Genomic DNA, 25,461 nt, shown 5'->3' with positions numbered 1-25,461 from the left:
AGAAGGCCGCTCCCGCAAGGAGCGGCCTTCTCGCTTTTTGGCCGCCGTTTCCCCCTGAGCATAGGAGACTGAACATGCTGACCGCCTCTCATCCGTTCGACGCTCTGATGGAGATCACGGCCCGTCCGCGTACCGTCTTCGTCCAGGGCAAAGGCTCCTGGCTGTGGGACGATACCGGCAAGCGCTATCTGGATTTCATCCAGGGCTGGGCCGTGAACGCACTGGGCCATGCGCCGCCCGAGTTGGCCAAGGCGCTTGCCGACCAGGCGGCGCGGCTGATCACGCCGAGCCCGGCCTATTTCAATGAGACCAGCCTGAAGCTGGCCAAGGCCCTGGTCGACCGCTCCTGCTTCGATCAGGTCTTCTTCACCAATTCGGGCGCCGAGGCCAATGAGGGCGCGATCAAGCTTGCGCGCAAATATGGCGCGCTGCGTAAGAACGGCGCGCATGAGATCATCACCTTCGAGGGTGGTTTTCACGGCCGTACGCTGGCGACGATGTCTGCATCCGGCAAGAAGGCGTTCGAACCGCTGTTCGAGCCGAAAGTCCCGGGCTTTGCCAAGGCGCGCCTGAACGACATCGCCTCGGTCGAGGCGCTGATGTCTGACAAGACCGTCGCGATCATGCTGGAGCCGATCCAGGGCGAAGCCGGCGTATGGCCTGCGATGACCGGATTCCTGCAGCAATTGCGCGCCCTGACCACGCAGCATGGCCTGCTGCTGATCGTCGACGAGATCCAGACCGGCATGGGCCGGACCGGCAAACTCTTCGGCTATGAGCATGCCGATATCGTTCCGGACATCATGACGCTCGGCAAAGGCATCGGCGGCGGCGTCCCGCTGGCGGCGCTGCTGGCCACCAACGAGGCCTCCTGCTTCGCGCATGGCGACCAGGGTGGCACCTTCAACGGCAATCCGCTGATGTGCGCCGCCGGGCTTGCCGTGCTGGACATGATCGAGACGCCGTCATTTCTGAAAGCCGTTGCCGATAGCGGGATCTATCTCGAAAGCGAGCTGCAGCGGCTCTCGGCCCGGCACGGGCTTGGCGAGGTGCGCGGCCGCGGCCTGCTGCTCGCGCTCGATGTGGTCAGGCCGATCGCGCCGTCGATCGTCGCCGAGGCCTTCGGGCTCGGCCTGCTCTTGAACGCGCCGCGCGCCGACACGCTGCGCTTCATGCCGGCTCTGAACGTCACGCGCGACGAGATCGCGGCCATGATCGAGACCCTGGACGGCATTCTGACCAAGCTCGGCGCCGCACGCTGCGTCGCGTGATCGATCGAGGTCGACGCAGTCTCCCCGTCCGACGGTGGAGACTGCATCTCGCCTGCCCATAGATGAGGCAGATCCGGAGGATCCAGGATCGGCGGCGGTTGACCTAAATCAAAGACAGCGCCGCTGCAGAAAAACGATCCTGCTTGCGCCAAACACCTGCGATCCGATGACATACGTTATATTCGTATGGATATAGCGTTGTACGGGATGTGATCAGCTCGGAGGAAGAGGCTTGCCGGGACCAAGCTGATGATCATTCCGCCGACAACGAGGTCGGCACGACAGAAGGAGATGCAAGAATGGCGAGAGACAATCTGGCTCGGGTGCTGCCCGTCGAAGCTCCAAGGAGCCACATCGCCCCCGCTGCAGCGACCGAAGAGGTGCTGATCCACGTCCGCTTCTTCCCGAATTCGGACATCAATTCGATCGGCGAGAAGCCCGCCAGTCTGACCGCCAGCCAATGGTATGAGCGGCTGCTCGACATGGCGCGTCCGCATTACCAGACCTTTGCCGGCGGCCGCGGCTTCTTCCGCATTCCCCGCCCCTGCTTCGAGGCGATCCTCACGGACGTCGCTGGCTGACATCGGCTCTCTCCGGATGAGGCAGCGAGCGTCCTCTCTGCCTCGCCCTCTTGACCGCGGCGCGCCGGGTGCGCCGCGGTCGATTGGATCTGTTCTGGCCATGGGAGTACCGCGGTGGCGCGATCGATCTTCGGAGAACTGCAACAGACCTTCCGCACGCTGCTGGCCAGCCGGCCCGGATCGGGTGCCGCTGTCGAGACATTGACCGAGCAGGCGTTCAACCTGTTCGAGGCCAATATCGGCGTCCAGTCGGCCGATCTGCCTGTGCTGGCCTGCGACAAGGGATGCCCGTCTTGCTGCGCGCTGCGCGTCACGGCCACCGCGCCGGAGATCTTTCTGCTGGCGCGCTACATCAGGCAGATTGATCAGCGGGCGCCGAGGACGGCCCTCGGCCTCCTGTCCCGACGCGTGCAACTCGCCAACCGCACCACGCGCGGCTTGGACGAGGTCGAGCGGATGAAGCTGCGCGAACCCTGCCCCTTCGTGGTGCGCGGCGCCTGCATCATCCACCCCGCCCGTCCGCTGGCCTGCCGCGGCCACGCCTCGTTCGACCGACGCGCCTGCAACCAAGCCATGGCCGGACGCGACGTGGATGTCCCGGTGTCGGCACCTCATATCGCCTTGCGCGGCTTGATCCAGGATGCGCTGCGGTCAGCCCTCGCGGAGGCTGGCCTTGCTGCCGATCTTTATGAATTGAACCAGGGCCTTGCGCTGGCCCTCGACGACCCCGCGCGCGAGCGCGCCTGGCGCGATGGCAAGGACAGCCTCGCCCCCGCCCGGATCGAACAGCCGCCGGCCGGCCAGGCCAATGCGATGCTCTGGAGCCGCGCCGCCGACGGCGGTGCGCCGGCCGGCGACGAGAGCTAGATCATGATGCGTGTCCATGGAAACGCATCATGATCTTTCCTCTTTGTTTGAGCATGATCTTTTCGGAAAACCGGTTTCCACTTTTCCGGATCATGCTCTGGCTCGTCACGGCTTGAGGATCGAGGCTCCGGTCGTGGCGCGGCTTTCCAGATCGGCATGCGCCTTGGCCGCATCCTTCAGCGCATAAGCGTGATTGATCGGAACGTGCAGCTTGCCGCTGATGACCGCCGCGAACAGCGTGTCCGCGCCTTCCAGCAATTCCGATCGCTTTCCGACATAGTCGTTGAGCTTCGGACGGGTCGCGAATAACGAGCCGTGGCTGTTGAGCTCCGCGATCGAGAATGGCGGCACCGGTCCGGAGGCGTTGCCGAAGCTGACGAACAGGCCGCGCGGCTTCAGGCAGGACAACGAGCCGGGGAAGGTCGACTTGCCGACGCCGTCATAGACCACGTCGCACAATTCGCCGCGGCTGATCTGCTTGACCCGGGCGACGAAGTCCTCCTCGTTGTAGAGGATGACGTGATCGCAGCCGTTGGCGAGCGCCAGGTCGGCCTTGGCCCTGGAGCCGACGGTCCCGATGACATGGGCGCCGAGCGCCCGCGCCCATTGGCAGGCCAACAGGCCGATCCCGCCGGCCGCCGCATGGATCAGCACGCGATGATGCGGCTCGACCTTGAAGGTCTTGTGCAGCAGATACCACACCGTCAAACCCTTGAGCATCAGCACCGCGCCCTGCTCATAGGTGATGTGGTCGGGCAGCTTGACCAGGCGCTGCCAGGCGATGTTGCGCTCGGTGGCGTAGCCGCCGAGATTTTCGTAGTAGGCGACGCGATCGCCGGGATGGAAATGCGTCACGCCCGGCCCGACGGCGATCACCTCGCCGGCCGCCTCATTGCCGGCGATGAAGGGCAGGCCCGGCGCCTTGTACAGGCCGGTGCGGTAATAGACGTCGATGAAGTTCAATCCGATCGCATGCTGGCGGATGCGGACCTCGCCCGGACCGGGGGCGGCGAGATCGACCGGCTCATAGACCAGCGCCTCGGGGCCTCCCACCTTGTGCACGCGCACCGCCTTCGCCATCCCGCGATCTCCCCTCCAGGCCCGCTTGGCCAACTTTTGGGAGCCGGCCAAGACCCTTCGACAATTACCTGATTCTCGTCGGACATCCGGCTCGTCGAAGGAGCCTGACCGCAGCCGGCGCTCGAGGCGCAGCCGCAGGCAAAAGCCAAGGCGATCACGCGGTCCTTGTCAACTCAGCCCTTGCGCTTCCTGCGGTTGCGCGAGGCCAACACGTTGAAGGCCTCGACCGCGAGCGCGAAGACGATGGCGAAATAGATGTAGCCGCGCGGAATGTGGAACTCGAAGCCGTCAGCAACCAGCGCGACGCCGATGAGGACCAGGAAGGCGAGCGCCAGCATCTTGGTGGTCGGATGGTTCGCCACGAAACGGGCGACCGGTCCCGAGGAGACGTACATGATGATGACGGCGATAATGACCGCGGCGATCATGATCTCGAGATCCTGGGCCATGCCGATCGCGGTGATGATCGAGTCCAGCGAGAACACCAGATCGATCACGATGATCTGCAGGATCACCCAGAAGAACTTGTTGGCGCCCCCGGTCTGCGGCCCCTCCTCCTCGCGCGCCTCGACCTCGGCATGGATCTCATGCGTCGCCTTGGCGATCAGGAACAGGCCGCCGGCGATCAGGATGATGTCGCGCCAGGAGAAGCCGAGACCGCCGATCGAGAACACCGGCTGGGTGAGGCCGATCAGCCAGACCAGCACGCTGAGCAGCAGGATGCGGAAGATCAGCGCCAGCGCCAGCCCGATCTGCCGCGCGCGCGTCGCCTGCGGTTGCGGGATGCGCGAGGTGATCACCGACAGGAAGATCACATTGTCGATGCCGAGAACGATTTCAAGCGCCGTCAATGTCAGCAGCGCGGCCCAGGCTTCGGGGCTGGTCAGGAGGTCGATCATGCTTTCAGGGATCTCAACAGACGGATCGCGGAGTCGCTCGCCACGATGTAGAGGCCGATCGCGCACAGCAGTGCCGTCACGATCGGGCTCACGGTGAAATTCTCCGCCAGCACATCGATCACCAGAACGGCCCAGAGCGCGATCAGCGGCAATGTCAGCCAGCGCAGCCGCGCGACGCGCACGGGATGGATGACGTGAAACGGCACGAAGGTCAGCGCGATCAGGATCGCGAGGCCGAGCGTGCCGAGCAGCGGCGGCGGATGCAGCAGGAACAAATAGAACGCGGCGATATTCCACAGGCCCGGGAAGCCGCGAAAATGATTGTCGGCGCTCTTCATGCGGCGGTCGGCGAAATACAGCGCGCCGGTCACCGCGATGGCGACCCCGATCACGGGCGCAGCCAGCGGCAGCAGCATGCCGCTGGCGGTGATCGCATAGGCCGGCACGAACACATAGGTCGTGAAGTCAACCACGAGATCGAGCACGTCCCCCGACCAGTCCGGCTGGACATTGGCGACGTCGAGCCAGCGCGCCAGCGGCCCGTCGATGCCATCGATGATCAGCGCCACGCCGAGCCACCAGAACATCGCCGTCCAATGCTCGCGAACGGCTTGCAACATCGCGAGCAGCGCCACGCCGGCGCCGAGCGCGGTGAACACATGCACCGAGAACGCGGCAGCGCGGTGCGCCGGCGTGACTGATACTGCGCCCTCGGGTCTGACCTGATCCATGCCGGTCCACTGCTATCAGGAATCGGAGCCGATTGCATATCGGCGATTGCGACCATGCGCCGCGCAGTGCCCTTGAAAAAGGCCGGCGGGAACGTCAAATGTTCCACCATGACCAACACAGAAGCCAGCTTCGATGTCATCGTCGTCGGCGGCGGCCCCGCGGGACTAGCGGCTGCCATCGCCCTGTCGCAAACCGGGGCGCGCACGGCGCTCGTGGCCCGTCAGGCGCCCTATGCGGACAATCGCACAACGGCCCTGCTCGGCGGCTCCGTCGACTTTCTCGACGAGCTCGGCGTCTGGCCGTTGTGCCGCGATCGCGCCGCCGGCCTCAAGGCGATGCGGCTCGTCGATGATACCGGCCGGCTGATCCGCGCGCCTGAAGTGCGCTTCGTTGCGAGCGAGATCGGTCTGGACGTGTTCGGCTACAACATCGCCAATGCCGTCCTGGTCGACGCGCTGGAGCGGCGGGCGGCTGACATCGACCAGCTGTCGCGGATCGCGGAGGACGCCGAGAGCGTGCGTTGCGATGCCAATGCCGTCACAGTCACCACGAGCTCCGGACGCAGCCTGACGGCGCAGCTGGTGGTCGGGGCCGACGGGCGGCATTCGCTGTGCCGCGAGGCGGCCGGCATCGGTGTGAGCCGGAGGACGCTGCAACAGGCGGCGCTGACCTTCAACATCACCCATGCGCGTCCGCACCATGAGGTCTCGACCGAATTCCATACGCCGCAGGGCCCCTGCGTGTTCGTGCCCCTGCCCGGCGACCGCTGCAGCGTCGTCTGGGTCGCGGCGCCGAAGGAGGCGGAGCGGCTTTACGCGCTCGACGACGACGCGCTGTCCGCGGCCGCCGAGCGGCAATCGCATTCGATCTTCGGTCGCGTTCATGTCGAGCCTGGCCGCCATCTGTTCCCGCTCGCGATCGAGCGGCCGCAGCGCTACGCCCAGAACCGCGTCGCCTTGATCGGCGAGGCCGCCCATGTGGTGCCCCCGATCGGCGCGCAGGGATTGAATCTCGGACTGCGCGACGGCATCGATCTCGCGTCTGTCGTGAGCAAGGCGAAAGCAGCCGGCGAGGATCTCGGCGCGCCCCAGGTGATCGCCCGCTATGGCGCGGCGCGCCGCGCCGACATCCTGAGCCGCACCTTCGTCATCGACGTCGCCAACCGCTCGCTGCTCAGCGATCTCGTGCCGATGCAGTCGCTGCGTGCGGTCGGCATGCATCTGATCGGCGGCTTCGGTCCGTTGCGGCGGCTGGCGATGCGCGAGGGACTGGCGCCGTCCTGGCGCAACGCGCGCAAAGCGGGCTGAGCACCGGCCTCAGGGAAACACCAGCCGGCCGCTCTGGATCAGCCACATCACGGTGGTCAGCGTGACCACCGAGGCGAAGGTGCCGATCAGCACCGCTGACGAGGCCGGCTCGATCCAACTGTCATGCTGGCGCGCGATCACGAACACATTGAGCGCCGGCGGCAGCGCCGCCATCAGGACGGCCGTGGCCGCCCAGGGCTGCGCGAACGGCCCGAACAGCAGCATCAGCCCGAACGACAGCAGCGGGTGGACCACGAGCTTCACGAGGGTAAGCACCGGCACCTCCCAGGGCAGCCGCTCGAACGGCCGCAGGGCCACGGTCACGCCCAGGGCAAACAGCGCCGTCGGCGCCGCGGCGTTCTGCAGGAATTGCAGGATGCGATCGAACACCGTCGGCGGATGCAACTGCAGCGCCGCCGCCAGGATGCCGGCCGCGGTCGCCATGATCAGCGGGTTCTGCACAATCTGGCGCAGCACCGTGCGCAGCGCATGCGCCACCGAGGCATGGTCGCGCTCGGTCAGTTCCACCAGCAGCGGCACGATTGAGAACAGGAAGATGCTGTCGCAGCAGAAGATCAGCGCCGTCGGCGCCGCGGCCTTGGCGCCGAGCACCGACAGCGCCAGTCCCGGCCCCATGTAACCGATGTTCCCATAGCCGCCGGCGAGCCCCGCCATGGTCGCCTCGCGCAGCGACAGCCGGCCGATCAGCTTGCCGAGCAGCAGCGCCAGGCTGAAAGTGAGCATGGTGGCGAGCGTCGTTGCAACCAGGAATGGTGGGTTGCTCAGCTCCGCAAACGGCGTGCGCGCGATCAGGTTGAACATCAAGGCTGGCAGCGACACGTAGAGCAGGAAGAAGTTCATCCAGGCCAGCCCGGATTCGGGCAGCTTCTTCCATTTACCGCAGGCGAACCCTATGAAAACAACGCCGAAATAGGGCAAGGCCAGATTGAGAATGTCGAACATGGCGCTCGGAAGGTGACCCGTCGCGGGCCTGGGATGCGGGAGCGGCGGCTGGCCGCCGAATCGGCGGCGGTCTAGATTAAATCCGCCTTCCGGGCACTAGCATCAGCCTCAATCCTGGTCTATTCGACAAGAATGATCAAAGCGCGAACCGCCAAATTTCAGATCGGTCAGATCGTCCGGCACCGGGTGTTCTCGTTCCGTGGCGTGATCTTTGACATCGATCCGGAGTTCAACAACACCGAGGAATGGTGGCTGTCGATCCCCGAAGAGGTTCGCCCGCACAAGGATCAGCCCTTCTACCATTTGCTGGCGGAGAACGCTGAGTCCGAATACGTCGCCTATGTCTCCGAGCAGAACCTGGTTCCGGACGATTCCGGCGAGCCGATCCGGCACTCCCAGGTTGCCGAGATCTTCATCAAGGACAAGTCCGGCGGCTACCGTCCGCGCAACCCGCTGTTGAACTGAGCGGCACGAGGCGACGGCGCGCGAAGCATTTCAGCAGCCTCTATCAGAGCCCGCTCCCGCCGAACGATCCGAACAAAAAAGGCGCTCCCCTCGGAGCGCCTTTTGTTTTTCGGAATGTCGGGGCGAGGCCCGCGTTACTGTTTCGCCTGCGGCTGGGGCTGGGCGCCCTGGGTCTGCTCCAGCTTCTTGCGCTGCTCCTCGGCGCGCTTCTGCAGCTCTTCCTGCAGCTTCTGCTGGGTCTTCTCGAACTCCTTCGGGTCGGTCGGCGGACCGTCATAGGCCTTGGCGAAGCTGCTGTTGCCCTCCTGCAGCGGCAGCGGCAGCGTCAGCGCGGTGCCGTTCGAGTTGATCGCTTGCACGTAGAGGGTCTGGCCCTTCTTCAGGCTGTTCACGAAATCCGGCGTCGCCTCATAGTCGGACATGCAGCCGTTCTGGAAGCAGATGACATATTTGCCGTCGATCGGGTTGCCGGTGTCGACCGCGATACGGGTGCCCGGCTGCAGCTGCATGCCGAGCGGCAGGGTCACGCGCAGGATCTTGCGCGGCTCGCCCTCGGGCTCGATGATCACGGCTGCAACCACCGGCTGACCGGACTCGATGCGGCCGTCCTTGCCGATGAAGCAGACCTGCTTGGCGTTGGCGTCCTGCCCCTTCAGGCAGAACTTGGTCCAGGGCGCGTAGATCAGCTGCGGCATCTCCTGCTGGGCCTGCTGCGGCTGGCCGCCGGCGGGAGGCGTGGCAGGGGCCTGCGCGGCCGGAGCGGGACCTTTTGGAGCGGCAGCGGGAGCCTTCGCCTTGGGCGCAGCAGGCGCCGGAGCCTGTGCTTGCGCAGCCGAAGCGAAGGGAACAGCCAGCGCGGTGACCGCCAGCAGGGCGATGAGCCGCCCACGCGGCCCAACCGACGAGGCCAAGTCACGGAAATTCATTGCGGAAAACCCTTTCTGAACGGCAGCGCCCGAGACCGCCAAAGGCGCCACACCAAGCCGTTGAAGCGGCTGTCTCCTCAGGAAATGAGGCGGTTAAGTGACAGGCGTTGCCGCCCAGCTTAATCGCCCGCTTTCATAACGCGGTATGCGGAAAGATCAATGCCGCGAGACCACGACGTTGCTGCGGTCTAGCGCTTACGGGCCTGTGTTAAAAGCCTGTTGTGCCCCATTTCGAATCAGATGCTTGTGCCCTGTTCCCAAGGTTGCAGCGCCTCTCCCGCATGGCGCTGCGCCGCTGTGCCGTGGTCATGGCGCTGTCGCTGTCCGTCCACGGCTTCGCCGCAACAGCCTCGGAAAGTTCGGCGATCGCGATGCACGGCAGCCCGGCTTTGCCGGCCGACTTCCAGCACTTGCCCTATGTGAATCCGCAAGCGCCTAAGGGTGGCCGGCTGGTTTGGGGCCTGCTTGGCACCTTCGACAGCCTCAATCCCTTCATCGTGCGCGGCGTTGCGGTGCAACAAATCCGCACCCATGTGTTCGAGAGCCTGCTGACCCGCGGCAATGACGAGCCGTTCACCCTGTATGGACTGCTCGCGCGAACCGTCGAGACCGACGACGAGCGCACCTATGTCACCTTCCGGCTGGATCCGCGCGCCCGTTTTTCCGACGGGCAGCCCGTGCTGGCCGACGACGTGTCATTCTCCTGGAACCTGCTGCGTGAGCATGGCCGGCCGAACCACCGGCAGTTCTACGGCAAGGTGGCCAAGGTCGAGGTGCTCGATCCGCTCACGATCCGGTTCGACTTCGGCGGCGTCGCCGATCGCGAACTGCCGCTGATCCTCGGCCTGATGCCGATCCTGCCGAAGCACGCCACCGATGTCGCGACCTTCGAGGACACGTCGATGGCGGCCCCGGTCGGCTCCGGCCCCTACCGCGTCACCGCGGTCCGGCCGGGCGCAAGCGTCACCCTGACCCGCAATCCGGATTATTGGGGCCGCGACCTGCCGATCAATCGGGGATTGTGGAACTTCGACGAGATCCGGCTGGACTATTATCGCGAGGCCAATGGGCAGTTCGAAGCCTTCAAACGCGGGCTCTACGATGTCCGCGTCGAGAACGAGCCGCTGCGCTGGCACGACGGCTATGATTTCCCGGCGGCCCGCGACGGCGAAATCATCCGCGACAGTGTCACCTCCGGCATGCCGCAACCGTCGCAGTTCCTGGTGTTCAACACGCGCCGGCCGGTGTTCGCCGACATCAAGGTGCGGCGTGCATTGACCCTCCTGTTCGATTTCGAATGGATCAACCGCAACTACTTCTTCGGCCTCTACCGGCGGAGCGGCGGCTATTTCGCTGGCTCCGAGCTCTCGGCCTATGGACGCGCCGCAGACGCCACGGAGCGCGAGCTCTTGAAGCCGTTCACGGCCCGGATACCGCCCGACATCATGGACGGCAGCTACCGCCTGCCGGTGACCGACGGATCGGGCCGCGATCGCACCGCGCTCAAGGCCGCGCTCGATCTCCTGGAAGAGGCCGGCTACGGCTTCGACGGCACGGTGCTGCGGCACCGGACGACCCGGCAGCCGCTCGCATTCGAGATCCTTGTCACCACACGGGACCAGGAACGCATCGCGCTCGCCTATGCCGGCAGTCTCAAGCGCGCCGGCATCAACGCGGCGATCAGGGTTGTCGACCCCGTGCAATTCGACCAGCGTCGGCTCAGCTTCGCGTTCGACATGATCCAGAACAGGTGGGATCAATCGCTGTCGCCGGGCAACGAGCAGGCGTTCTATTGGGGCAGCGAGGCAGCCGACAGGACCGGAACCCGAAACTACATGGGCGCCAAGGACCCTGCCATCGACGCCATGATCGCGGCGCTGTTGCGGGCTCGCGACAGGCCGGAATTTATCTCGACGGTCCGCGCATTGGACCGTACCCTGATGGCTGGCTTCTACGCTATTCCAGTGCTCAACGCCGCCGAGGAATGGATTGCGCGGTGGAATCGGATAGAACGACCAGACAGGACAGCCTTGACGGGAGCGCTCCCGGAAAGCTGGTGGCAGCGGCCGGAGCCGGCAACCAAATGACCAACCGGGGCAGTTGGTCGACGCCGGATCCGGGAAAGCACGGGGCAGCAGGTGAACCAGGCCAATACGTCGCCGACGCTTGACGCGTTGTTTCAACGCATTCTGGCGCGCAAGCCGGACGCGATTGCGTTGGTCGATCCGATCAACAAGCAGCGGATCACCGGGCGGGCGCCGATGCGCCTGACCTATGCGGAGGCCGACCGCGTGATCTCGGCGCTGGCGGCGCATTTCATCGATGCCGGCCTGCCGCCGCACTCGGTGATTGCCGTGCAGTTGCCCAACACCATCGAGTTTGTGCTGACGGTGCTGGCGGCGCATCGCGCCGGCCTCGTGGTCGCTGTGTTTCCGCTGCTCTGGCGGCAGGCCGAACTGGTCGCCGCCTTGAACCGCACCAGCGCGCGGGCGATCGTGACGATGTCCAAGATCGATGGCGTCATCCATGCTGACCTCGCGATGCATGCCGCGGCGGAGGCGTTCTCGATCCGGCACGTCTGCGGCTTCGGCAATGATCTGCCCGAGGGCATGTTCTCGCTCGACCAATCCATCGCCAAACCGTCGCAATCGACGCGCGGCGTGATGCCGGACGGTCGCAAGGCCGCGATCGTATCGTTCGATGTCACCGCCGACGGCTTCCGCGCCGTGCCGCGCAGCCATCTGAGCCTGATCGCCGGTGGGCTGGCCATCTCCTTGGAGAGCGATCTGCCCCAAGGCGTGAACATGATGTCGGCCTTCCTGCCCTCGTCCTTCGCCGGTCTCGCCGCCTCGGTGGTCACCTGGCTGCTGTCGGGCGGCAGCCTGGCCCTGCATCACCCCTTCGATGCCGAGGTGCTGGAGCAGCAGCTCGCCGAACTCGCGTGCGACACGCTGATTGCGCCGGCGCAGCTCGTGCTGCGCCTCGACGGCAGCGACCTCGCCGGCCGCCTGCCCAACCTGCGCTATGTGCTCGGCCTCTGGCGGGCACCGGAACAGGTCGCCTCGAGCCCGGCCTGGAAGACGCGCGAGATCGAGTTCTCGGACGTCTATCTGTTCGGCGAGGCCGGATTGTTCGCAGTGCGCCGCACCGCGGCCGACGGCAATCCCGGTCCCGTCAAGCCCGGCCGCCAGGGTGCCCCGCGCGAGCAGCCGGGCTCGTCGATCGCCGGCGAGATCCTGGTCACGCCGAAGGGCACGCTGGGACTGCGCGGACCGATGGTCGTGGTCGCCGCCTATGCGCCGGCGCCACCGCCGAGCGATTCACTGATGCCGGCACCGCCGCGCGACTATGTCGATACCGAATATGCCGTCAGGCTCGACCGCGCCCATGACACCATCTCGATCACCGCGCCTCCCGCCGGCGTCATGGCCGTGGGCGGCTACCGCTTCCTCGCCCAGGACCTGCACGAATGGTCGCGCCGGCTCGGCCAGGGCGCGCTGCTGACGGCTTTGCCCGATCGGCTCAGCGGTCACCGGCTCGCCGGACGCGCGATGGACAATGCGCGAGCCCGCGACGCACTTGCCGAACTCGGACTCAATCCGCTGATGGTCGAGGCGTTTCGCGACCGCGCCAATCAGTCCGGTTGACACAGCCATTGCGGCTCTGCGAGGCGCTCAACGGTCGCTGCATCGAGGCAGCCAATCAAACCGGCGGCGACTCATGGAGGCGGCAACTCATGCCGCGTCATGAGTTGTATTTGCGCGGCCTCGCCACTCGGAACAGTGTTGACGCCGCGTTAACGTCGGAGACCTAGGATCGCACGTTGTCATCAGCGTATCCTGAGTTTCCTGGATGTCCCAACACGGCCCGCTCCTCATCGTCTCCCGGTCTTCGCGGCCTTCACTGACTGCGGCCCTCGATGCGGCGCAAATCCTGCCGACGATGGAAGCGCGCTGGGACGCTGCGGCCGGGATCATCTCCCGCGTTCAACCGGCCGCCGTGCTGGCCGTGATGGAGGACGCCGATGCGAGCGAGATGCGCGCGGTCTCGCAGCATCTGGACGCGCGCAAGCCCTATGTTCCGCTGATCGCGATCGCGCCGGGCGAGACGACCCTGCCCGACAACGCCATTCCCCTGCATGGCAGCGACAACACCGACCGCCTGCTGGCGCGACTGCGCGCTGCGTTGCGCGTCCGCACGCTGCACACGACGGTGCTGCGGCGGCTCGACGAGAAGAAGGCGCCGGACGCCACGATGCCGGACACCGACCCGCTCAGCGATGCGACGGTGCTGCTGCTCGGCCGCGGCGGCTCGCTTCCCGGGCTGTCGGTGGCGCTCGGCGAGCGCATGGCCGTCGTCGGCGCGCTGAGCATCGAAGCCGCGGCCAAGCATCTGTCGAGCCGCGACATCGACGGCATCGTGCTCGGCGAAGGGTTTTCGCCGCGCGTCGTCGATGCCTTCCTCGCCGTTCTCGCCGAGGACACCCGCTTCCGCAACCTCGCCGTCGTCGTCACCGCCAACCAGCCAGCGCCGCTGCAGGAGCTCGCCAATCTCGAGATCATCGCCGGCGCTCCCGCCCACATCGCGGCCAGCGCCCTACCCCTGATCCGGCAGCATGCCTTCGAGGCTCGCCTCAACCGCACGCTGCGCGCCATCGAAGCCGGAGGCATGCTCGATCCGCAGACCGGCCTGCTCACCCGGACCGCCTTCGCACGCGACTTCGCGACCGCCGTCAGCCAGACCCAGAAGAGCGGCGGCAGCCTCGCCGTGGCGCGTTTCGCCTTCGATCCGGTCAGTCCGCGCGCCCAATATGACGGCGCGCGCATCATCAGCCGGCTGATGCGGCGGATGGATTTCGGCACCCACGAGGACAACGGCTCGGTCATCGTCGTGTTCGCCGAGACCGACCTGCGATCGGCCCACGCCATCGCCCGCCGTCTCTCCGGCGTGATGCGCCACACCTCCCACGGCAAGCGCGACGCCCGCACCGAGCCCGCGATCACCATCGCCGCGCTGCAGCCCGGCGACACCGCGCGCACCCTGCTGGCGCGCGTCTACAACGAGGCGCAGCGCGCGGCGTCGTGAGATTGCGGCACAGCCCGCCCCATCATTGCGAGCGAAGCGCAAAGCGAAGCAATCCAGTGTTCGGACGGGACTCTGGATTGCTTCGCTGCGCCGCTGCGCTCGCAATGACGGTTGTGGTCACGATCTCAGCCAAACACCTACATCGTGAGATCGCGCATTTGCCCTACTCGTCTGATGTCATCCAACCTGGAACTCGAGGCATCATGTGAAGCGGAGCCTTGCGCGATGCAAAACAGACAATCCCGCGACGAGACCGACTGGGTCAGCGTGATCGCGATCGTGTCGGTCTTTCTCATCGCCAGCTTTGCGCTGCATTTCGGATGGCGGCTGCTATGACTCGCGGCGGCGGGTGACGAGGGCCCCAGCCGAGCTGAGAGCCCGCAGGCGAACGGCGATGAACGCGGCGCTACGCCGCCTTCTTCTTCTCCGCGAGCTCTGCCAGCTCCTTGAGAATATCCGTCGTTCCGGCCAGCCGTTCCTCCGGCGTCTCCCAGACCTGCAGGAACACCACCTTCATGTCGGGGCGCACCTTGGCGGCCTGGCCGTGGCGCTTGATGAAGGCGACGAGGCGGTCGGGATAGGCGAAGCTGTTGTCGCGGAAGGCGATGACAGCGCCCTTCGGGCCGGCATCGACCTTCTCGACATTGGCCCTGCGGCAGTAGTTCTTGATCGCGGCGACCTTGAACAGATAGCGCGTCTCGTCCGGCAGCTTGCCGAAACGGTCGCGCAGCTCGGCAGCGAAATTCTCGATCTCCTCGTCGGTTTCGAGATCGGCCAGCCGGCGGTACAGCGACAGCCGCACTGACAGATCGGAGACGTAGTCCTCCGGGATCAGCACGGGCATGCCGATCGTGATCTGCGGCGACCAGCGGTCGACCGTCGGCTCGGTGATGCCGGCCTTGAGGTTCTCGATCGCCTCTTCCAGCATCGACTGATAGAGCTCGAAGCCGACCTCCTTGATGTGGCCGGACTGCTCGTCGCCGAGCAGATTGCCAGCGCCGCGGATGTCGAGATCGTGGCTGGCGAGCTGGAAGCCGGCGCCGAGTGTCTCCAGCGACTGCAGCACGCCGAGCCGCTTCTCGGCCTGCGCACTGATCTTGTGCGTCGATGGCAGCGTGAACAGCGCATAGGCGCGCAGCTTGGAGCGGCCGACGCGGCCACGCAGCTGATAGAGCTGCGCAAGGCCGAACATGTCGGCGCGGTGCACGATCAGCGTGTTGGCGCGGGGAATGTCGAGGCCGGATTCGACGATCGTGGTCGACAGCAGGATGTCGAACTTGCCGTCGTAGAACGCCCCGATGATGTCCTCGATGACCGTCGGCGCCATCTGGCCATGCGCGACCGCGACCTTCATCTCCGGCACGGTCTTGTCGAGGAACTCCTTGACCTCGGCGAGATCGTCGATGCGCGGCACGACATAGAACGCCTGGCCGCCGCGATAGCGCTCGCGCAGCAGCGCCTCGCGGATCATCACGGGATCATGCGGCGCGACGAAGGTGCGCACGGCGAGACGATCGACCGGCGGCGAGGCGATGATCGACAGCTCGCGCACGCCGGTCAAAGCGAGTTGCAAGGTGCGCGGGATCGGCGTCGCCGACAGGGTCAGCACGTGCACCTCGGCGCGCAGCTGCTTCAGCCGCTCCTTGTGGCCGACGCCGAAATGCTGCTCCTCGTCGACGATGACGAGGCCGAGGTCGCGGAACTTGACCGACTTGCCGAGCAGCGCATGGGTGCCGACGACGATGTCGACCGAGCCGTCGGCCAGCCCCTTCTTGACCTGGTTGAGCTCCTTGGTCGAGACCAGCCGCGACGCCTGCGCGACATTGACCGGAAAGCCCTTGAAGCGCTCGGTGAAGGTCTTCGCGTGCTGGCGCGCGAGCAGCGTGGTCGGCACGACCACGGCGACCTGTTTGCCGTCGAGTGCCACCGCAAACGCGGCGCGCAGCGCCACCTCGGTCTTGCCGAAGCCGACGTCGCCGCAGACCAGCCGGTCCATCGGCCGGCCCGCCTCGAGATCGGCGAGCGTCGCCTGGATCGCGGTGAGCTGGTCCTCGGTTTCGTCATAGGGGAAGCGCGCGCAGAACTCGTCGTAGAGGCCGGCCTGCACCGGCAGCTTCGGCGCCTCGTGCAGCATGCGCTCGGCGGCGATCTTGATCAGCTCGCCGGCCATCTCGCGGATGCGATTCTTCAGCTTCGCCTTGCGGGTCTGCCAGCCGGAGCCGCCGAGCTTGTCGAGCTCGACACTGGTCTGGTCGGAGCCGTAGCGCGACAGCAGCTCGATGTTCTCGACCGGCAGATACAGCTTGGTCTCGCCGGCATAGCGCAGTTCGAGACAGTCATGCGGCGCGCCGGCGACCTCCAGCGTCTGCAGGCCGACGAAGCGGCCGATGCCGTGATCGACATGGACGACGATGTCGCCGATGGCCAGACTCGTCACCTCCGAGATGAAATTGTCGAGCTTGCGGCTCGCCCGGCGCGGCCGCACCAGGCGGTCGCCGAGAATGTCCTGCTCGGAGATGATGGCGATCTGGTCGGTCTCGAAGCCGGTCTCCAGCCCGAGCACCGCGAGCATGGTCTCGTTGCGCGGCGTCGCCTGCACCATGCGCCAGGTGTTGACGCTGGTGACATGGATCAGCTTGTGGTCCTTCAACATGCTGGCCATGCGGTCGCGCGAGCCCTCGCTCCACAGCGCGATCACGACCTTCTTGCGCACCGATTGCAGCGCCTGCACATGCGCCACCACGGCCTCGAACACGTTGACGGCGGCGTCGTTGCGCTCGGGCGCGAAATTGCGGCCCTGGCGCGCGCCGATGTCGACCACGCCTGCCGCTTCGGGCACGGCAAACGGAGTCATCCGCGCCAGCGGCACGCTTTCCAGCCGCTCAGCCCATTCGGACGATGTCAGATATAGCCGGTCGACCGTCAGCGGCTTGTAGATCGCGCCGCCGCCGGGATGCTCCATCGCCTCGCGGCGCGCGTCGTAATAATCGATGATCTGCTTGAAGCGTTCGCGCGCGGCGTCCTCGCCCTGCGGCTCGATCACGATCGGCGTGTTCGGCAGATAGTCGAACAAGGTCTCCATCTTGTCGTGGAACAGCGGCAGCCAGTGCTCCATGCCGGGATAGCGGCGGCCTTCGCTGACGGCCTCGTACAGCGCGTCGTCGCGCTCAGGCGCGCCGAACTCGGCGACATAGCCCATGCGGAAGCGGCGGATGGTGTCGGTGACGAGCTGGAATTCGGAGACCGGCACCAGATCGAGCGAGCGCATGTCGAGCAGGGTGCGCTGGGTCTCGGCATCGAAGGTGCGGATCGATTCCAGGCTGTCGCCGAAGAAGTCGAAACGCACCGGCTGGTCGAGGCCGGCGGGGAACAGATCGAGGATGCCGCCGCGCACGGCATATTCGCCGCTCTCACGCACGGTCGACGACCTGACATAGCCATTGTGCTCGAGCCAGGCGACCACCGAGTTCATCGGCACGACATGGCCCGGCGCCACCGACAGCGCCTGCCCGGCCATGGTGTCACGCGACGGCACGCGCTGCACGATCGCATTGACCGTGGTCAGCACGATCAGCGGCTTGTCGCTGCCGGCCAGCCGCGACAGCCGCGCCAAGGTCGTCACGCGCTGCGCCAGGATGCCGCCATGCGGCGAGACGCGGTCATAGGGCTGGCAGTCCCAGGCCGGGAACTGCATCACCGGCAGGTCAGGCGCGAAGAAGTCGAGCGCCCGTGCCAGCTGCTGCATCCGCGCGCCGTCGCGGCACACCACGGCGAGGCTCACCGCCGGCGGCTTCGGCTTGGCTGCGATCGCGCGCGCGAGGTCGGAGACGACCAGACCCTCGGCCCCCTCGGCGACATTGGCGAGCGTCAGCGCGCGGCCCGGCGCGAGATGCTCGGCAGGCGACTTGACCGGGCTCTTCATCAATCGGCATCCGCCGCGCGGAACGCCTTGATGCGTGCGAACAGCGCCGGCGTCTGCTCCGGCGGCAGCGGCCGGGCACCGGTCACGGCGGCATAGAAATCCGGGTCCGGCACTTCCAGCAGCTGCTCCAGCTCCGCCAGCTCGCCCTCGGAGAGGGTGCCGATCTCGGCGTCGGCGAAGCGGCCGAGGATCAGGTCCATCTCGCGGGTGCCGCGATGCCAGCAGCGGAACAGAAGCCGCTTGCGGCGGTCGTCTAAGCCTTGGCTCGATCGGGTGGTCCCAGTCATCGCGGTATCCCTGCAGTACAACGCCGAAAGCCCGGACGGTGCCGGGCGCGGTTCGATATAGCGGTGCGCGGGGCCGGTGTCAGCCCTCCCCGGCCGCAGAACCGGCATGCCGGGCCGCCCGCAACAAAAAGAGGTGGATGTCTTGGCATTCGCGGCTATTCCGCCCCACAACCGCTTTAAGTGTTCGCCCCATGCGTCCTGCCATCCTCAATCCGCTGTTTGCGCCGGTCACCACCCTGTCCGGGGTCGGACCGAAGCAGGACAAGCTGCTGCGCTATCTGCTCAGCTGCAGCGAGACGCCGCGCCTGGTCGACCTGCTGCTGCACCTGCCGGCCAGCGTGATCGACCGCCGCAACCGGCCCAAGGTCCGCGACGCCGAAGTCGGAACCGTGGTGACACTCGAGGTCACCGTCGACCGCCACCGCCCGTCGCGTAACGCCCGCGCGCCCTATCTGGTTTATGCCAGCGACGAGACCGGCGACGTCGTGCTGACCTTCTTCCGGCCCAAGGGCGACTACATCGAGAAGATGCTGCCGGTCGGCGCCAAGCGCTACGTCTCCGGCACCGTCCAGATGTATGATGGCGTGCCGCAGATCGTCCACCCCCATCCCATCCTGGACGAAGCGGCCTTTGCCAAGCTGTCCGGCATCGACCCGGTCTATCCGCTGACCGAGGGCCTCGCGCTCGGTTCCCTGCGGCGCGCGATCGCCGCGGCGCTGACCAAGCTGCCGGACTTGCCGGAATGGATCAGCCCCGAAGTGCTCAACCGCTGCAACTTCCCCCCGCTGAAGGAGGCGCTGACGCGGGTGCATGGGCCGCAGGAGCTGACCGACATCCTGCCCGAAAACCCGTTCTGGTCGCGGCTCGCCTTCGACGAGCTGCTCGCCGGGCAGTTGGCGCTGGCGCTGGTGCGGGCGCAGCTGCGCCGGCCCGCCGGCAACCGCCATGCCGGCGACGGCCATCTGCGCCGCAAGATCATCGACGCCCTGCCCTATGCGCTGACCAACTCGCAGGCCGGGGCGCTCGACGCCATCGCGGCCGATCTCGAAAAGCCCGTGCGCATGCTCCGGCTGCTGCAGGGCGATGTCGGCTCGGGCAAGACGGTTGTGGCGCTGCTCGCCGCCGCGGCCGTCGCCGAAGCCGGCAAGCAGGCGGCGCTGATGGCGCCGACCGAGATCCTGGCGCGCCAGCACGCCAAGACCATCGCGCCCCTTGCCGAGCGCGCCGGCATGAACGTCGCGATCCTGACTGGCCGCGAGAAGGGCAAGGAGCGCCGCGACATTCTCGGCCGGCTCGAAGCGGGTGAGATCGACCTCCTGATCGGCACCCACGCGCTGATCCAGGACGACGTGATCTTCAAATCGCTGGCGCTCGCCATTGTCGACGAGCAGCACCGCTTCGGCGTGCGCGAGCGGCTGGCGCTCACCTCCAAGGGCGAGGCCGTCGACGTGCTGGTGCTGTCGGCGACGCCGATCCCGCGCACCCTGGTCCTCACTTACTTCGGCGACATGGACATTTCCGAGCTGCGCGAGAAGCCGGCGGGACGCCAGCCGATCGATACGCGCGTGGTGGCCGATACCAGGCTCGGTGAGGTCATCGACGCCGTCGGCCGCGCTTTGCAGGCCGGCAAGCTGGTGTACTGGATCTGTCCGCTGGTCGAGGAATCCGAGGCCGAAGGCATCGATCATCTCACCAATGCGACCGACCGCTTCGAGAGCCTGCGCGAGCGCTTCGGCGACAAGGTCGGCCTGGTCCACGGCAAGATGAAGGGCAGCGAGAAGGACGAGGTCATGGGCCGCTTCGCGGCGCATGAGCTGCGCCTCCTGGTTGCGACGACCGTGGTCGAGGTCGGCGTCGACGTGCCGGCCGCGACCATCATGGTGATCGAGAATGCCGAGCGCTTCGGTCTCGCCCAGCTCCACCAATTGCGCGGCCGCATCGGCCGCGGCTCGGAGGCCTCGACCTGCATCCTGCTCTATCACGAGCCGCTCGGACAGATGTCGAAGGCGCGGCTCGCGGTGATCCGCGAGACCACCGACGGCTTCCGCATCGCCGAGGAGGACCTCAAGCTGCGCGGCGAAGGCGACGTGCTCGGCATCCGCCAGAGCGGCCTGCCCGGCTATCGCATCGCCCGCCCCGAGGTACACGCCCAGCTGATCACGCAGGCGCGCGACGAGGCGCTGCGGATCCTCAAAGAGGATCCCAAGCTCAAGGGCCCGCGCAGCGACGCGCTGCGCTGCCTGCTGTATCTCTACGAACGCGACGAGGCGATCCCGCTGCTGACGGCGGGGTAAAAATTCGCCGTCATTGCGAGCGCAGCGACGCAATCCAGAGTCCTTGCTCGGCCCTGGATTGCTTCGCTGCGCCGCTGCGCTCGCAATGACGCGTGGAGAGAGCTGAGCCTACGTCTTCGCCTTGCACCGCTCGGCGAAGGCCACGAGTTGCGCCGCCTCGGTGCCCTGCCCCTGCACATCCGCGGCGATGTGCTCGAACAGCCGGGCAAAGCCTTCATAGATCAGCGCGGCCGGATGATCCTCGCCGAGGAAGCCCGCGATCTCGCGCATCTCGGCGACCCAGCGATAGGCCTTTGGCAGCATGTCCGGCAGCGCGTTGGCGAGCCGCGCCTGGACGTGCGGCAGGCTGAGCGCGAGTTCATCGCGCAGCGCGTCGGCGGCGCCGGCGCGCGTGGCCGCGAGCACCATGGCCGCGCCGAGCCCCGTCAGGCCCTTGTTGATGCCGGCATAGGACATCTTCAACGCCGAGGCCGCGCCGATCGGTCCTTCGATCAGTCGCAGGTCGAGCCCGAGCTGGCCCAGCACGGCGATGTCGCTAGCGGCGTCGCCGCTCACATAGAACGCCGGTCCTTTCGTTCCGGGCTTCGGCGGCAGACCGATGATCGCGGCATCGACCAGGCGCGCGCCCGACGACAGCACGATGTCCTCGATCCGCCGGATGGTCTCGACATTGACGGCGTTGCAGTCGACGATGAGCGGCTTCCTGGAATTGCGGTTGATGACGGTCGCGAGCTGCTCGGCCAGCGCCACCGCCTCGCCCGGCGGCACGATCGACAGGATGAGATCCGCATCGGCGATCTCGGCCGCGCTGGCGCCGGTCATGCCGGCCGCCGCGGCCCTCCTCCGTGTCGCCTCGCTGCGTCCCTCAAGCAGGGTCGGCACCTTGCAGCCATGTTCGACGAGGCGGGCGGCGATGGCGCTGCCCATGGAGCCGGGGGCGATGACGGCAATGCTGGGGGGCATGAGGACTGTCTCCGATTTCAAGAACGGTCGCGGAGACTACGCGCATCTCATGACAAAACTGAACCGGCGAAAACCGAGGGGCAGCCCTTCCGGACTGCCCCTCCACGACCGTCGCAGCAGCCGCGCCCCCCAGCGCCTGCTGCGCCGACCGCAATCAGAACGAGATCTTCAGCCCGCCGCTGCCGAAGAAGTCGTCACCGCCGCTCCGGCCGATGGTGCGCGACACGTTGGCCGTCAGCGCCACATTGCTCCAGAACGGCGCCACCACGCCGGCGCTGACCCGGCCATACACATTGTGCGAGGTGCCGTTCGGCACCGTCCAGTTGTTGACGATCACGGGCGCCGAGGTCGCGCTGTACTGGATCAGGCGGCCATTGCCGATGATGTCGTCGTCGAGCGTCAGGTTCAGATAGGGATGGATCGTGGCGCCCTGCATCTGGAACGGCGTCCGCAGCTGCACGCCGAGGCTGCCGATCAGGGTCTCGGCGGTCTGCGAGCCGACGGTCAGCGTCAGCGCGGGATCACCGGCCTCGGTGAAGCCGTCGACGCGGGCCCGCGCATAGGTCAGCCCGCCGATCGGCCCGATCTTGGCGGCGCCGGCATCGAACAGATAGCCGGCCTTGCCGGCGGCGACGAAGGTGGTGCCGCCGGGATTGGAGGTGATGGTGTCGACGACGCCCGGCCGGGTGTTGCGATAATCCTGGTGGCCGACGGTGGCGAGGCCTTCGGCAAACAGGTTGCTGCTGGCCCAGGCACCGTACAGGCCGAACTGATAGGAGTTCGCGTCGGTGGTGCCGGCATTGTTGAACAGCCGCGCCTTCGGATTGGAATAGTCGAAGGCGGTGCCGATGAATGCGTTCGCCGCTAGCCGGTACTCGACGCCGATGGTGCCGCCGACACTGTCGAGATTGAAGCCGTTGGCGGCGACATTGCCCTGCCGGTCGCTGATGCCGCCATTGCCCTGCATGTAGAACGACCACGGGCTGATGGCCGCGAGCGGCGGCGCCTTGGTGTAAGGCGCCTTGGTGACGGCTGCGAACGAATTCATCGTCGACGGCGCGAACCCGGCGGTTTCGCGGAACTGATCGAGCTTGCCGAACAAGGTCGCGGCAAAGCCCATGGCCGTGATCGAGGCCACGTCGCCCTGCGGCGCAAAGGTCAGCGGCGCGTTGAGGCGGTTGACGATGTATTGCCCGAGCACCTCGAAGCCGTGCGAGGTCAGGTGCACCCCGTCGACATAGAACAGATATTGGTTCTGCAGCGCCGGATTGCCGATGCATGCGACCGGACACGCACCGACATTGCTGAAGCCGTAGCGCTGGGGATTGGCCTGGATCAGCGTGCCGATCAGCCCGGTGTCGACATATTCGACGCGCACACCCGAGCGCGCAACGCCGGCGAGCGATGCCTGCATCAGGCTGTTATAGGTCCTGCTGTAGGCCGCGCCGGCTGGCGCATTGGCGTTGCCGACCGCCTCCGGCAGCGTGCTGACATCGCCGGCCGTGAACACGATGTTGCGCGCGCCGCTGCCGACCAGCGCGTTGATGCCGGCCATCGCCTGCTGCGCGGTGACCGCGGCGGCGACCGGTGCACCGGCGAGCGAACCGCCGGCGCGGTAATAGGCCCGCGCATCATTGCCGCCGATCGAAATCTCGACCAGATCGGTCGACGAGATCTTGCCCGAAAAGCCGGTCAATCCGCTCCATTCCTGGAAGAAGCCGGGAATGCCGGGGCCGGCCACGTTGGTGGTGCCGCTGGTGGCGCCGCCGATGGCGTAATTGAGCTGGGGGATGCCGAGCAGCGCCGAGGTCGTGTCGACGAAATTGGTGCCGCCGCTGAAGCGCCCGGTGGGATAGAGCGGCAGCTTGCCGATGCCGCCAGTGAAGGTCCAGAGATTGCCCGTATCGGCGTAGCTGTCGCCGAAGGCCTGAATGCGCGTGAAGGCGGTTTGGGCGGACGCGGGCCCCGATGGTTGCAAACACGCCCCCGAGAGGGCAACTGCACACAACAACGACGTCCTGCTCACAGGCCTCATACGCGCCTCCCCAACGCCTTACATTTGTTGACTGAATGTTTCCATGGCGACGGGTTGCAGGACCACCACCTTGCGGTTGTAGAGAGAACACCAGGATGCTCTGTGCCTTTCGCGCATCATCATGCAGCGCAGCGTGCCGCCCAATGAACGTCGGTCCATCCGGCGCACGGCAAGCCGCCACCTGCGGCCATGCAGGCTGCTGACAGAATCCGGCAGCGGCACGGGTAGTTTGCGGGCTCAGACGGCGCCGCCGGCGCTGACACTGGAGACCGACAATGCCCGATTTCAGCTTTCTCATCCTGTATGTCGACAACCCACCGAGCAGCGCGACCTTCTATGCCGGCCTGCTCGGCAGCCCGATCGTCGAGCAATCACCGACCTTCGCGATGCTCCCGCTGCGCGAGGGCGTTATGCTGGGATTGTGGTCGCGGCACACGGTCGAACCGGCTGCAGCCGGCGCGGCGGGCTGCAGCGAGGTGGCCTTCACGGTGGCCGATGCCGGCGAGGTCCAGAGGCTTCACGACGATTGGAAGGCCCGCGGCCTACGAATTACGCAGGCGCCAACGCGGATGGATTTCGGCACCACCTTCGTGGCGCTCGATCCCGACGGGCATCGGCTGCGCGTGTTCGTGCCGCAGGACGCGTGACGACCGAGCTTGTCAGTCGGCCTTGGCGGTCTCCGGCTCCAGGCGCGCCGATGGCTGCGCCTGGGAATTGGCGATGCGCGCGGCGTTGGCCACATTGGCGAGCGCCGCGACCTTCTTCTGCTGATCGGATCCGGGCTGCACCACGCCGGCCGACATGATGAGAGTCGCCGCGTCCTCGGCGCTCATGTCGATCTCGATGATCTTGCTCTTCGGCAGATAGAAAAAGAAGCCCGTGGTCGGGTTCGGCGCACACGGCAGGAACACCGAGATCTGCTCCTCGTCGCCGGGCAGCCGGCTCGCGACCTCGACGCTCGGCGGCTGCGAGATCAGCACGATCGACCACATTCCGGGCGAGGGAAACTCGACCAGGCCGACGCGGCGCAGGCTGGAGCCCTTGCCTGAGAACAGCGTCTCGAACACCTGCTTGAGGCCACGATAGATCGCGCGCACCGCCGGGATGCGGCCGAGCAGCCGCTCGCCGAGATCGACGAGCGTGCGGCCGATCAGGTTGGCGGTCAGGAAGCCGAGCAGCGTGAGACCGATCACGGCGACGATCAGGCCGGAGCCCGGGACGCCGAACGGCAGATAGGTCTCGGGACGGTAAACCAGCGGCACGAACGGCCGCACCAAACCGTCCACCCAGGTCACAAACCACCAGGTGATGTAGAGCGTGATGGCGACGGGGCCAGCGACGACCAGACCGGTCAGAAAATAGTTTCGAAACCGAAACATCAGCCCATGATGGGGCGTCTCGGCTTGAGCATCGGCCAAGGGATCGTTTTGGGGCGGCAGGTCGTCGCGGGAACTCATGCGGACTTCCGGGGTCGGATCAAATCTCAGCTAGGGTCTTAGCAGATTTTTGGAAGGGTAAGGCCCCCTTTCCGACACAGCCGGGCGCTTTGCCGCTGCCGTGTGACCCATCCGCCGGACGATTGTGATGATCCGTGTCGCCTTTTTTCCGCACAATCCGCGGCATGACACCGCCCGAAGAGCAGATCCGGCGCTAGGTCGTGGACTCAAACCGCATCCAGAGGCGGGTTGAGGCGAGCAAGACGGCGGAGAGGAAATTGCGAGCGCTCTTATCGTAGCGGGTCGCGATGCGGCGGAAATGCTTCAACTTGTTGAAGAAGCGTTCGA

General features: G+C 66.5%; 20 protein-coding genes and 1 pseudogene. 10 read left to right on the top strand and 11 right to left on the bottom strand.

The features are described from left to right. Positions 1–74 precede the first annotated feature (74 nt). From HL671_RS35085 to HL671_RS35075, 3 genes are all read left to right on the top strand, one after another. The gene (locus tag HL671_RS35085) at positions 75–1,271 is read left to right on the top strand and encodes an acetylornithine transaminase (RefSeq protein ID WP_172243113.1); all 1,197 of its coding nucleotides are present in this window, start codon (positions 75–77) and stop codon (positions 1,269–1,271) included. A gap of 299 nt (positions 1,272–1,570) precedes the next feature. Next, entirely contained in the window at positions 1,571–1,852 is a 282-nt protein-coding gene (locus HL671_RS35080; protein ID WP_172243110.1) for a hypothetical protein, read from the top strand. A gap of 114 nt (positions 1,853–1,966) precedes the next feature. Next, the gene (locus tag HL671_RS35075) at positions 1,967–2,719 is read left to right on the top strand and encodes a hypothetical protein (protein ID WP_172243107.1); all 753 of its coding nucleotides are present in this window, start codon (positions 1,967–1,969) and stop codon (positions 2,717–2,719) included. A gap of 105 nt (positions 2,720–2,824) precedes the next feature. On the opposite strand, the gene HL671_RS35070 is transcribed toward HL671_RS35075, so the two are convergent. From HL671_RS35070 to pcsA, 3 genes are all read right to left on the bottom strand, one after another. After that, positions 2,825–3,799, bottom strand: coding sequence for a quinone oxidoreductase family protein (locus HL671_RS35070; protein WP_041750766.1), 975 nt, complete (start codon positions 3,797–3,799; stop codon positions 2,825–2,827). Positions 3,800–3,972: 173 nt separating this feature from the next. Then, entirely contained in the window at positions 3,973–4,698 is a 726-nt protein-coding gene (locus HL671_RS35065; protein WP_172243104.1) for a TerC family protein, read from the bottom strand. Next, entirely contained in the window at positions 4,695–5,429 is a 735-nt protein-coding gene (gene pcsA / locus HL671_RS35060; RefSeq protein ID WP_172243085.1) for a phosphatidylcholine synthase, read from the bottom strand. The genes HL671_RS35065 and pcsA overlap by 4 nt, the downstream gene beginning before the upstream one ends. Positions 5,430–5,537: 108 nt before the next feature. Between pcsA and HL671_RS35055 the strand changes: the two genes are divergently transcribed. Next, positions 5,538–6,737 (top strand): UbiH/UbiF family hydroxylase, encoded by a 1,200-nt coding sequence (locus HL671_RS35055; protein ID WP_172243082.1) that lies wholly within the window; start codon positions 5,538–5,540, stop codon positions 6,735–6,737. Between the two features lie 9 nt (positions 6,738–6,746). Here the strand turns inward: HL671_RS35055 and HL671_RS35050 are convergent, their stop codons facing one another. Further along, complete coding sequence (locus tag HL671_RS35050; RefSeq protein WP_172243079.1) at positions 6,747–7,700, bottom strand: AEC family transporter; 954 nt, start codon at positions 7,698–7,700, stop codon at positions 6,747–6,749. A 132-nt stretch (positions 7,701–7,832) separates the two neighbouring features. On the opposite strand from HL671_RS35050, the gene hspQ reads away from it, so the two are divergent. After that, positions 7,833–8,165 (top strand): heat shock protein HspQ, encoded by a 333-nt coding sequence (gene hspQ, locus HL671_RS35045; protein WP_012044213.1) that lies wholly within the window; start codon positions 7,833–7,835, stop codon positions 8,163–8,165. Positions 8,166–8,299: 134 nt separating this feature from the next. Here the strand turns inward: hspQ and HL671_RS35040 are convergent, their stop codons facing one another. Then, a complete protein-coding gene (locus HL671_RS35040) occupies positions 8,300–9,091 on the bottom strand; it encodes an invasion associated locus B family protein (protein WP_041750767.1) in 792 nt (263 codons plus the stop codon). Between the two features lie 281 nt (positions 9,092–9,372). On the opposite strand from HL671_RS35040, the gene HL671_RS35035 reads away from it, so the two are divergent. From HL671_RS35035 to HL671_RS35025, 3 genes are all read left to right on the top strand, one after another. After that, positions 9,373–11,178: an extracellular solute-binding protein gene (locus HL671_RS35035; protein WP_172243076.1), complete on the top strand. Its 1,806-nt coding sequence runs from the start codon at positions 9,373–9,375 to the stop codon at positions 11,176–11,178. A gap of 51 nt (positions 11,179–11,229) precedes the next feature. Beyond that, the gene (locus HL671_RS35030) at positions 11,230–12,738 is read left to right on the top strand and encodes a class I adenylate-forming enzyme family protein (RefSeq protein WP_172243073.1); all 1,509 of its coding nucleotides are present in this window, start codon (positions 11,230–11,232) and stop codon (positions 12,736–12,738) included. Positions 12,739–12,943: 205 nt separating this feature from the next. Continuing rightward, positions 12,944–14,176 carry a GGDEF domain-containing protein gene (locus HL671_RS35025; RefSeq protein ID WP_172243070.1) on the top strand — a complete coding sequence of 411 codons (1,233 nt, stop codon included), beginning with the start codon at positions 12,944–12,946 and terminating at the stop codon, positions 14,174–14,176. Between the two features lie 406 nt (positions 14,177–14,582). On the opposite strand, the gene mfd is transcribed toward HL671_RS35025, so the two are convergent. Beyond that, positions 14,583–18,098 carry a transcription-repair coupling factor gene (mfd, locus tag HL671_RS35020; protein WP_172243067.1) on the bottom strand — a complete coding sequence of 1,172 codons (3,516 nt, stop codon included), beginning with the start codon at positions 18,096–18,098 and terminating at the stop codon, positions 14,583–14,585. Beyond that, on the bottom strand, positions 18,098–18,385 hold the full coding sequence (locus tag HL671_RS35015) for a succinate dehydrogenase assembly factor 2 (protein ID WP_012044220.1): 288 nt from the start codon (positions 18,383–18,385) through the stop codon (positions 18,098–18,100). Before HL671_RS35015 ends, mfd begins: the two co-directional genes overlap by 1 nt. Positions 18,386–18,576: 191 nt before the next feature. Between HL671_RS35015 and recG the strand changes: the two genes are divergently transcribed. Continuing rightward, positions 18,577–20,679, top strand: a complete 2,103-nt coding sequence (gene recG, locus HL671_RS35010) for an ATP-dependent DNA helicase RecG (RefSeq protein WP_172243064.1) — start codon at positions 18,577–18,579, stop codon at positions 20,677–20,679. A 108-nt stretch (positions 20,680–20,787) separates the two neighbouring features. Here recG and HL671_RS35005 read toward each other — a convergent pair whose 3' ends face one another. Together HL671_RS35005 and HL671_RS35000 are read right to left on the bottom strand one after the other, a co-directional pair. Next, the gene (locus HL671_RS35005) at positions 20,788–21,642 is read right to left on the bottom strand and encodes an NAD(P)-dependent oxidoreductase (protein WP_172243061.1); all 855 of its coding nucleotides are present in this window, start codon (positions 21,640–21,642) and stop codon (positions 20,788–20,790) included. Between the two features lie 154 nt (positions 21,643–21,796). Next, positions 21,797–23,677: an autotransporter domain-containing protein gene (locus HL671_RS35000; protein WP_172243059.1), complete on the bottom strand. Its 1,881-nt coding sequence runs from the start codon at positions 23,675–23,677 to the stop codon at positions 21,797–21,799. Between the two features lie 275 nt (positions 23,678–23,952). Here HL671_RS35000 and HL671_RS34995 point away from each other — a divergent pair, with 275 nt between their 5' ends. Then, positions 23,953–24,324 (top strand): VOC family protein, encoded by a 372-nt coding sequence (locus HL671_RS34995; protein ID WP_012044225.1) that lies wholly within the window; start codon positions 23,953–23,955, stop codon positions 24,322–24,324. A gap of 12 nt (positions 24,325–24,336) precedes the next feature. Here the strand turns inward: HL671_RS34995 and HL671_RS34990 are convergent, their stop codons facing one another. After that, positions 24,337–25,134 carry a DUF502 domain-containing protein gene (locus tag HL671_RS34990; protein WP_012044226.1) on the bottom strand — a complete coding sequence of 266 codons (798 nt, stop codon included), beginning with the start codon at positions 25,132–25,134 and terminating at the stop codon, positions 24,337–24,339. 193 nt (positions 25,135–25,327) lie between these two features. Further along, a pseudogene (locus HL671_RS34985) lies at positions 25,328–25,461 on the bottom strand (IS5/IS1182 family transposase); the annotation flags it as partial.

The sequence above is a fragment of the Bradyrhizobium denitrificans genome, assembly GCF_013179005.1.
GTDB classification, from domain to species: Bacteria; Pseudomonadota; Alphaproteobacteria; order Rhizobiales; family Xanthobacteraceae; genus Bradyrhizobium; species Bradyrhizobium denitrificans.
This window is presented reverse-complemented; position numbering and strand designations above follow the sequence as displayed.

Bases quoted from the DNA above. Each gene is read 5' to 3' on its own strand.
- HL671_RS35085 (WP_172243113.1), top strand. From the start codon at position 75: ATGCTGACCGCCTCTCATCCGTTCGACGCTCTGATGGAGATCACGGCC.
- HL671_RS35080 (WP_172243110.1), top strand. From the start codon at position 1,571: ATGGCGAGAGACAATCTGGCTCGGGTGCTGCCCGTCGAAGCTCCAAGG.
- HL671_RS35070 (WP_041750766.1), bottom strand. From the start codon at position 3,799: ATGGCGAAGGCGGTGCGCGTGCACAAGGTGGGAGGCCCCGAGGCGCTG.
- HL671_RS35065 (WP_172243104.1), bottom strand. From the start codon at position 4,698: ATGATCGACCTCCTGACCAGCCCCGAAGCCTGGGCCGCGCTGCTGACA.
- pcsA (WP_172243085.1), bottom strand. From the start codon at position 5,429: ATGGATCAGGTCAGACCCGAGGGCGCAGTATCAGTCACGCCGGCGCAC.
- HL671_RS35055 (WP_172243082.1), top strand. From the start codon at position 5,538: ATGACCAACACAGAAGCCAGCTTCGATGTCATCGTCGTCGGCGGCGGC.
- HL671_RS35050 (WP_172243079.1), bottom strand. From the start codon at position 7,700: ATGTTCGACATTCTCAATCTGGCCTTGCCCTATTTCGGCGTTGTTTTC.
- hspQ (WP_012044213.1), top strand. From the start codon at position 7,833: ATGATCAAAGCGCGAACCGCCAAATTTCAGATCGGTCAGATCGTCCGG.
- HL671_RS35040 (WP_041750767.1), bottom strand. From the start codon at position 9,091: ATGAATTTCCGTGACTTGGCCTCGTCGGTTGGGCCGCGTGGGCGGCTC.
- HL671_RS35035 (WP_172243076.1), top strand. From the start codon at position 9,373: ATGGCGCTGCGCCGCTGTGCCGTGGTCATGGCGCTGTCGCTGTCCGTC.
- HL671_RS35025 (WP_172243070.1), top strand. From the start codon at position 12,944: ATGTCCCAACACGGCCCGCTCCTCATCGTCTCCCGGTCTTCGCGGCCT.
- mfd (WP_172243067.1), bottom strand. From the start codon at position 18,098: ATGAAGAGCCCGGTCAAGTCGCCTGCCGAGCATCTCGCGCCGGGCCGC.
- HL671_RS35015 (WP_012044220.1), bottom strand. From the start codon at position 18,385: ATGACTGGGACCACCCGATCGAGCCAAGGCTTAGACGACCGCCGCAAG.
- recG (WP_172243064.1), top strand. From the start codon at position 18,577: ATGCGTCCTGCCATCCTCAATCCGCTGTTTGCGCCGGTCACCACCCTG.
- HL671_RS35005 (WP_172243061.1), bottom strand. From the start codon at position 21,642: ATGCCCCCCAGCATTGCCGTCATCGCCCCCGGCTCCATGGGCAGCGCC.
- HL671_RS35000 (WP_172243059.1), bottom strand. From the start codon at position 23,677: ATGAGGCCTGTGAGCAGGACGTCGTTGTTGTGTGCAGTTGCCCTCTCG.
- HL671_RS34995 (WP_012044225.1), top strand. From the start codon at position 23,953: ATGCCCGATTTCAGCTTTCTCATCCTGTATGTCGACAACCCACCGAGC.
- HL671_RS34990 (WP_012044226.1), bottom strand. From the start codon at position 25,134: ATGAGTTCCCGCGACGACCTGCCGCCCCAAAACGATCCCTTGGCCGAT.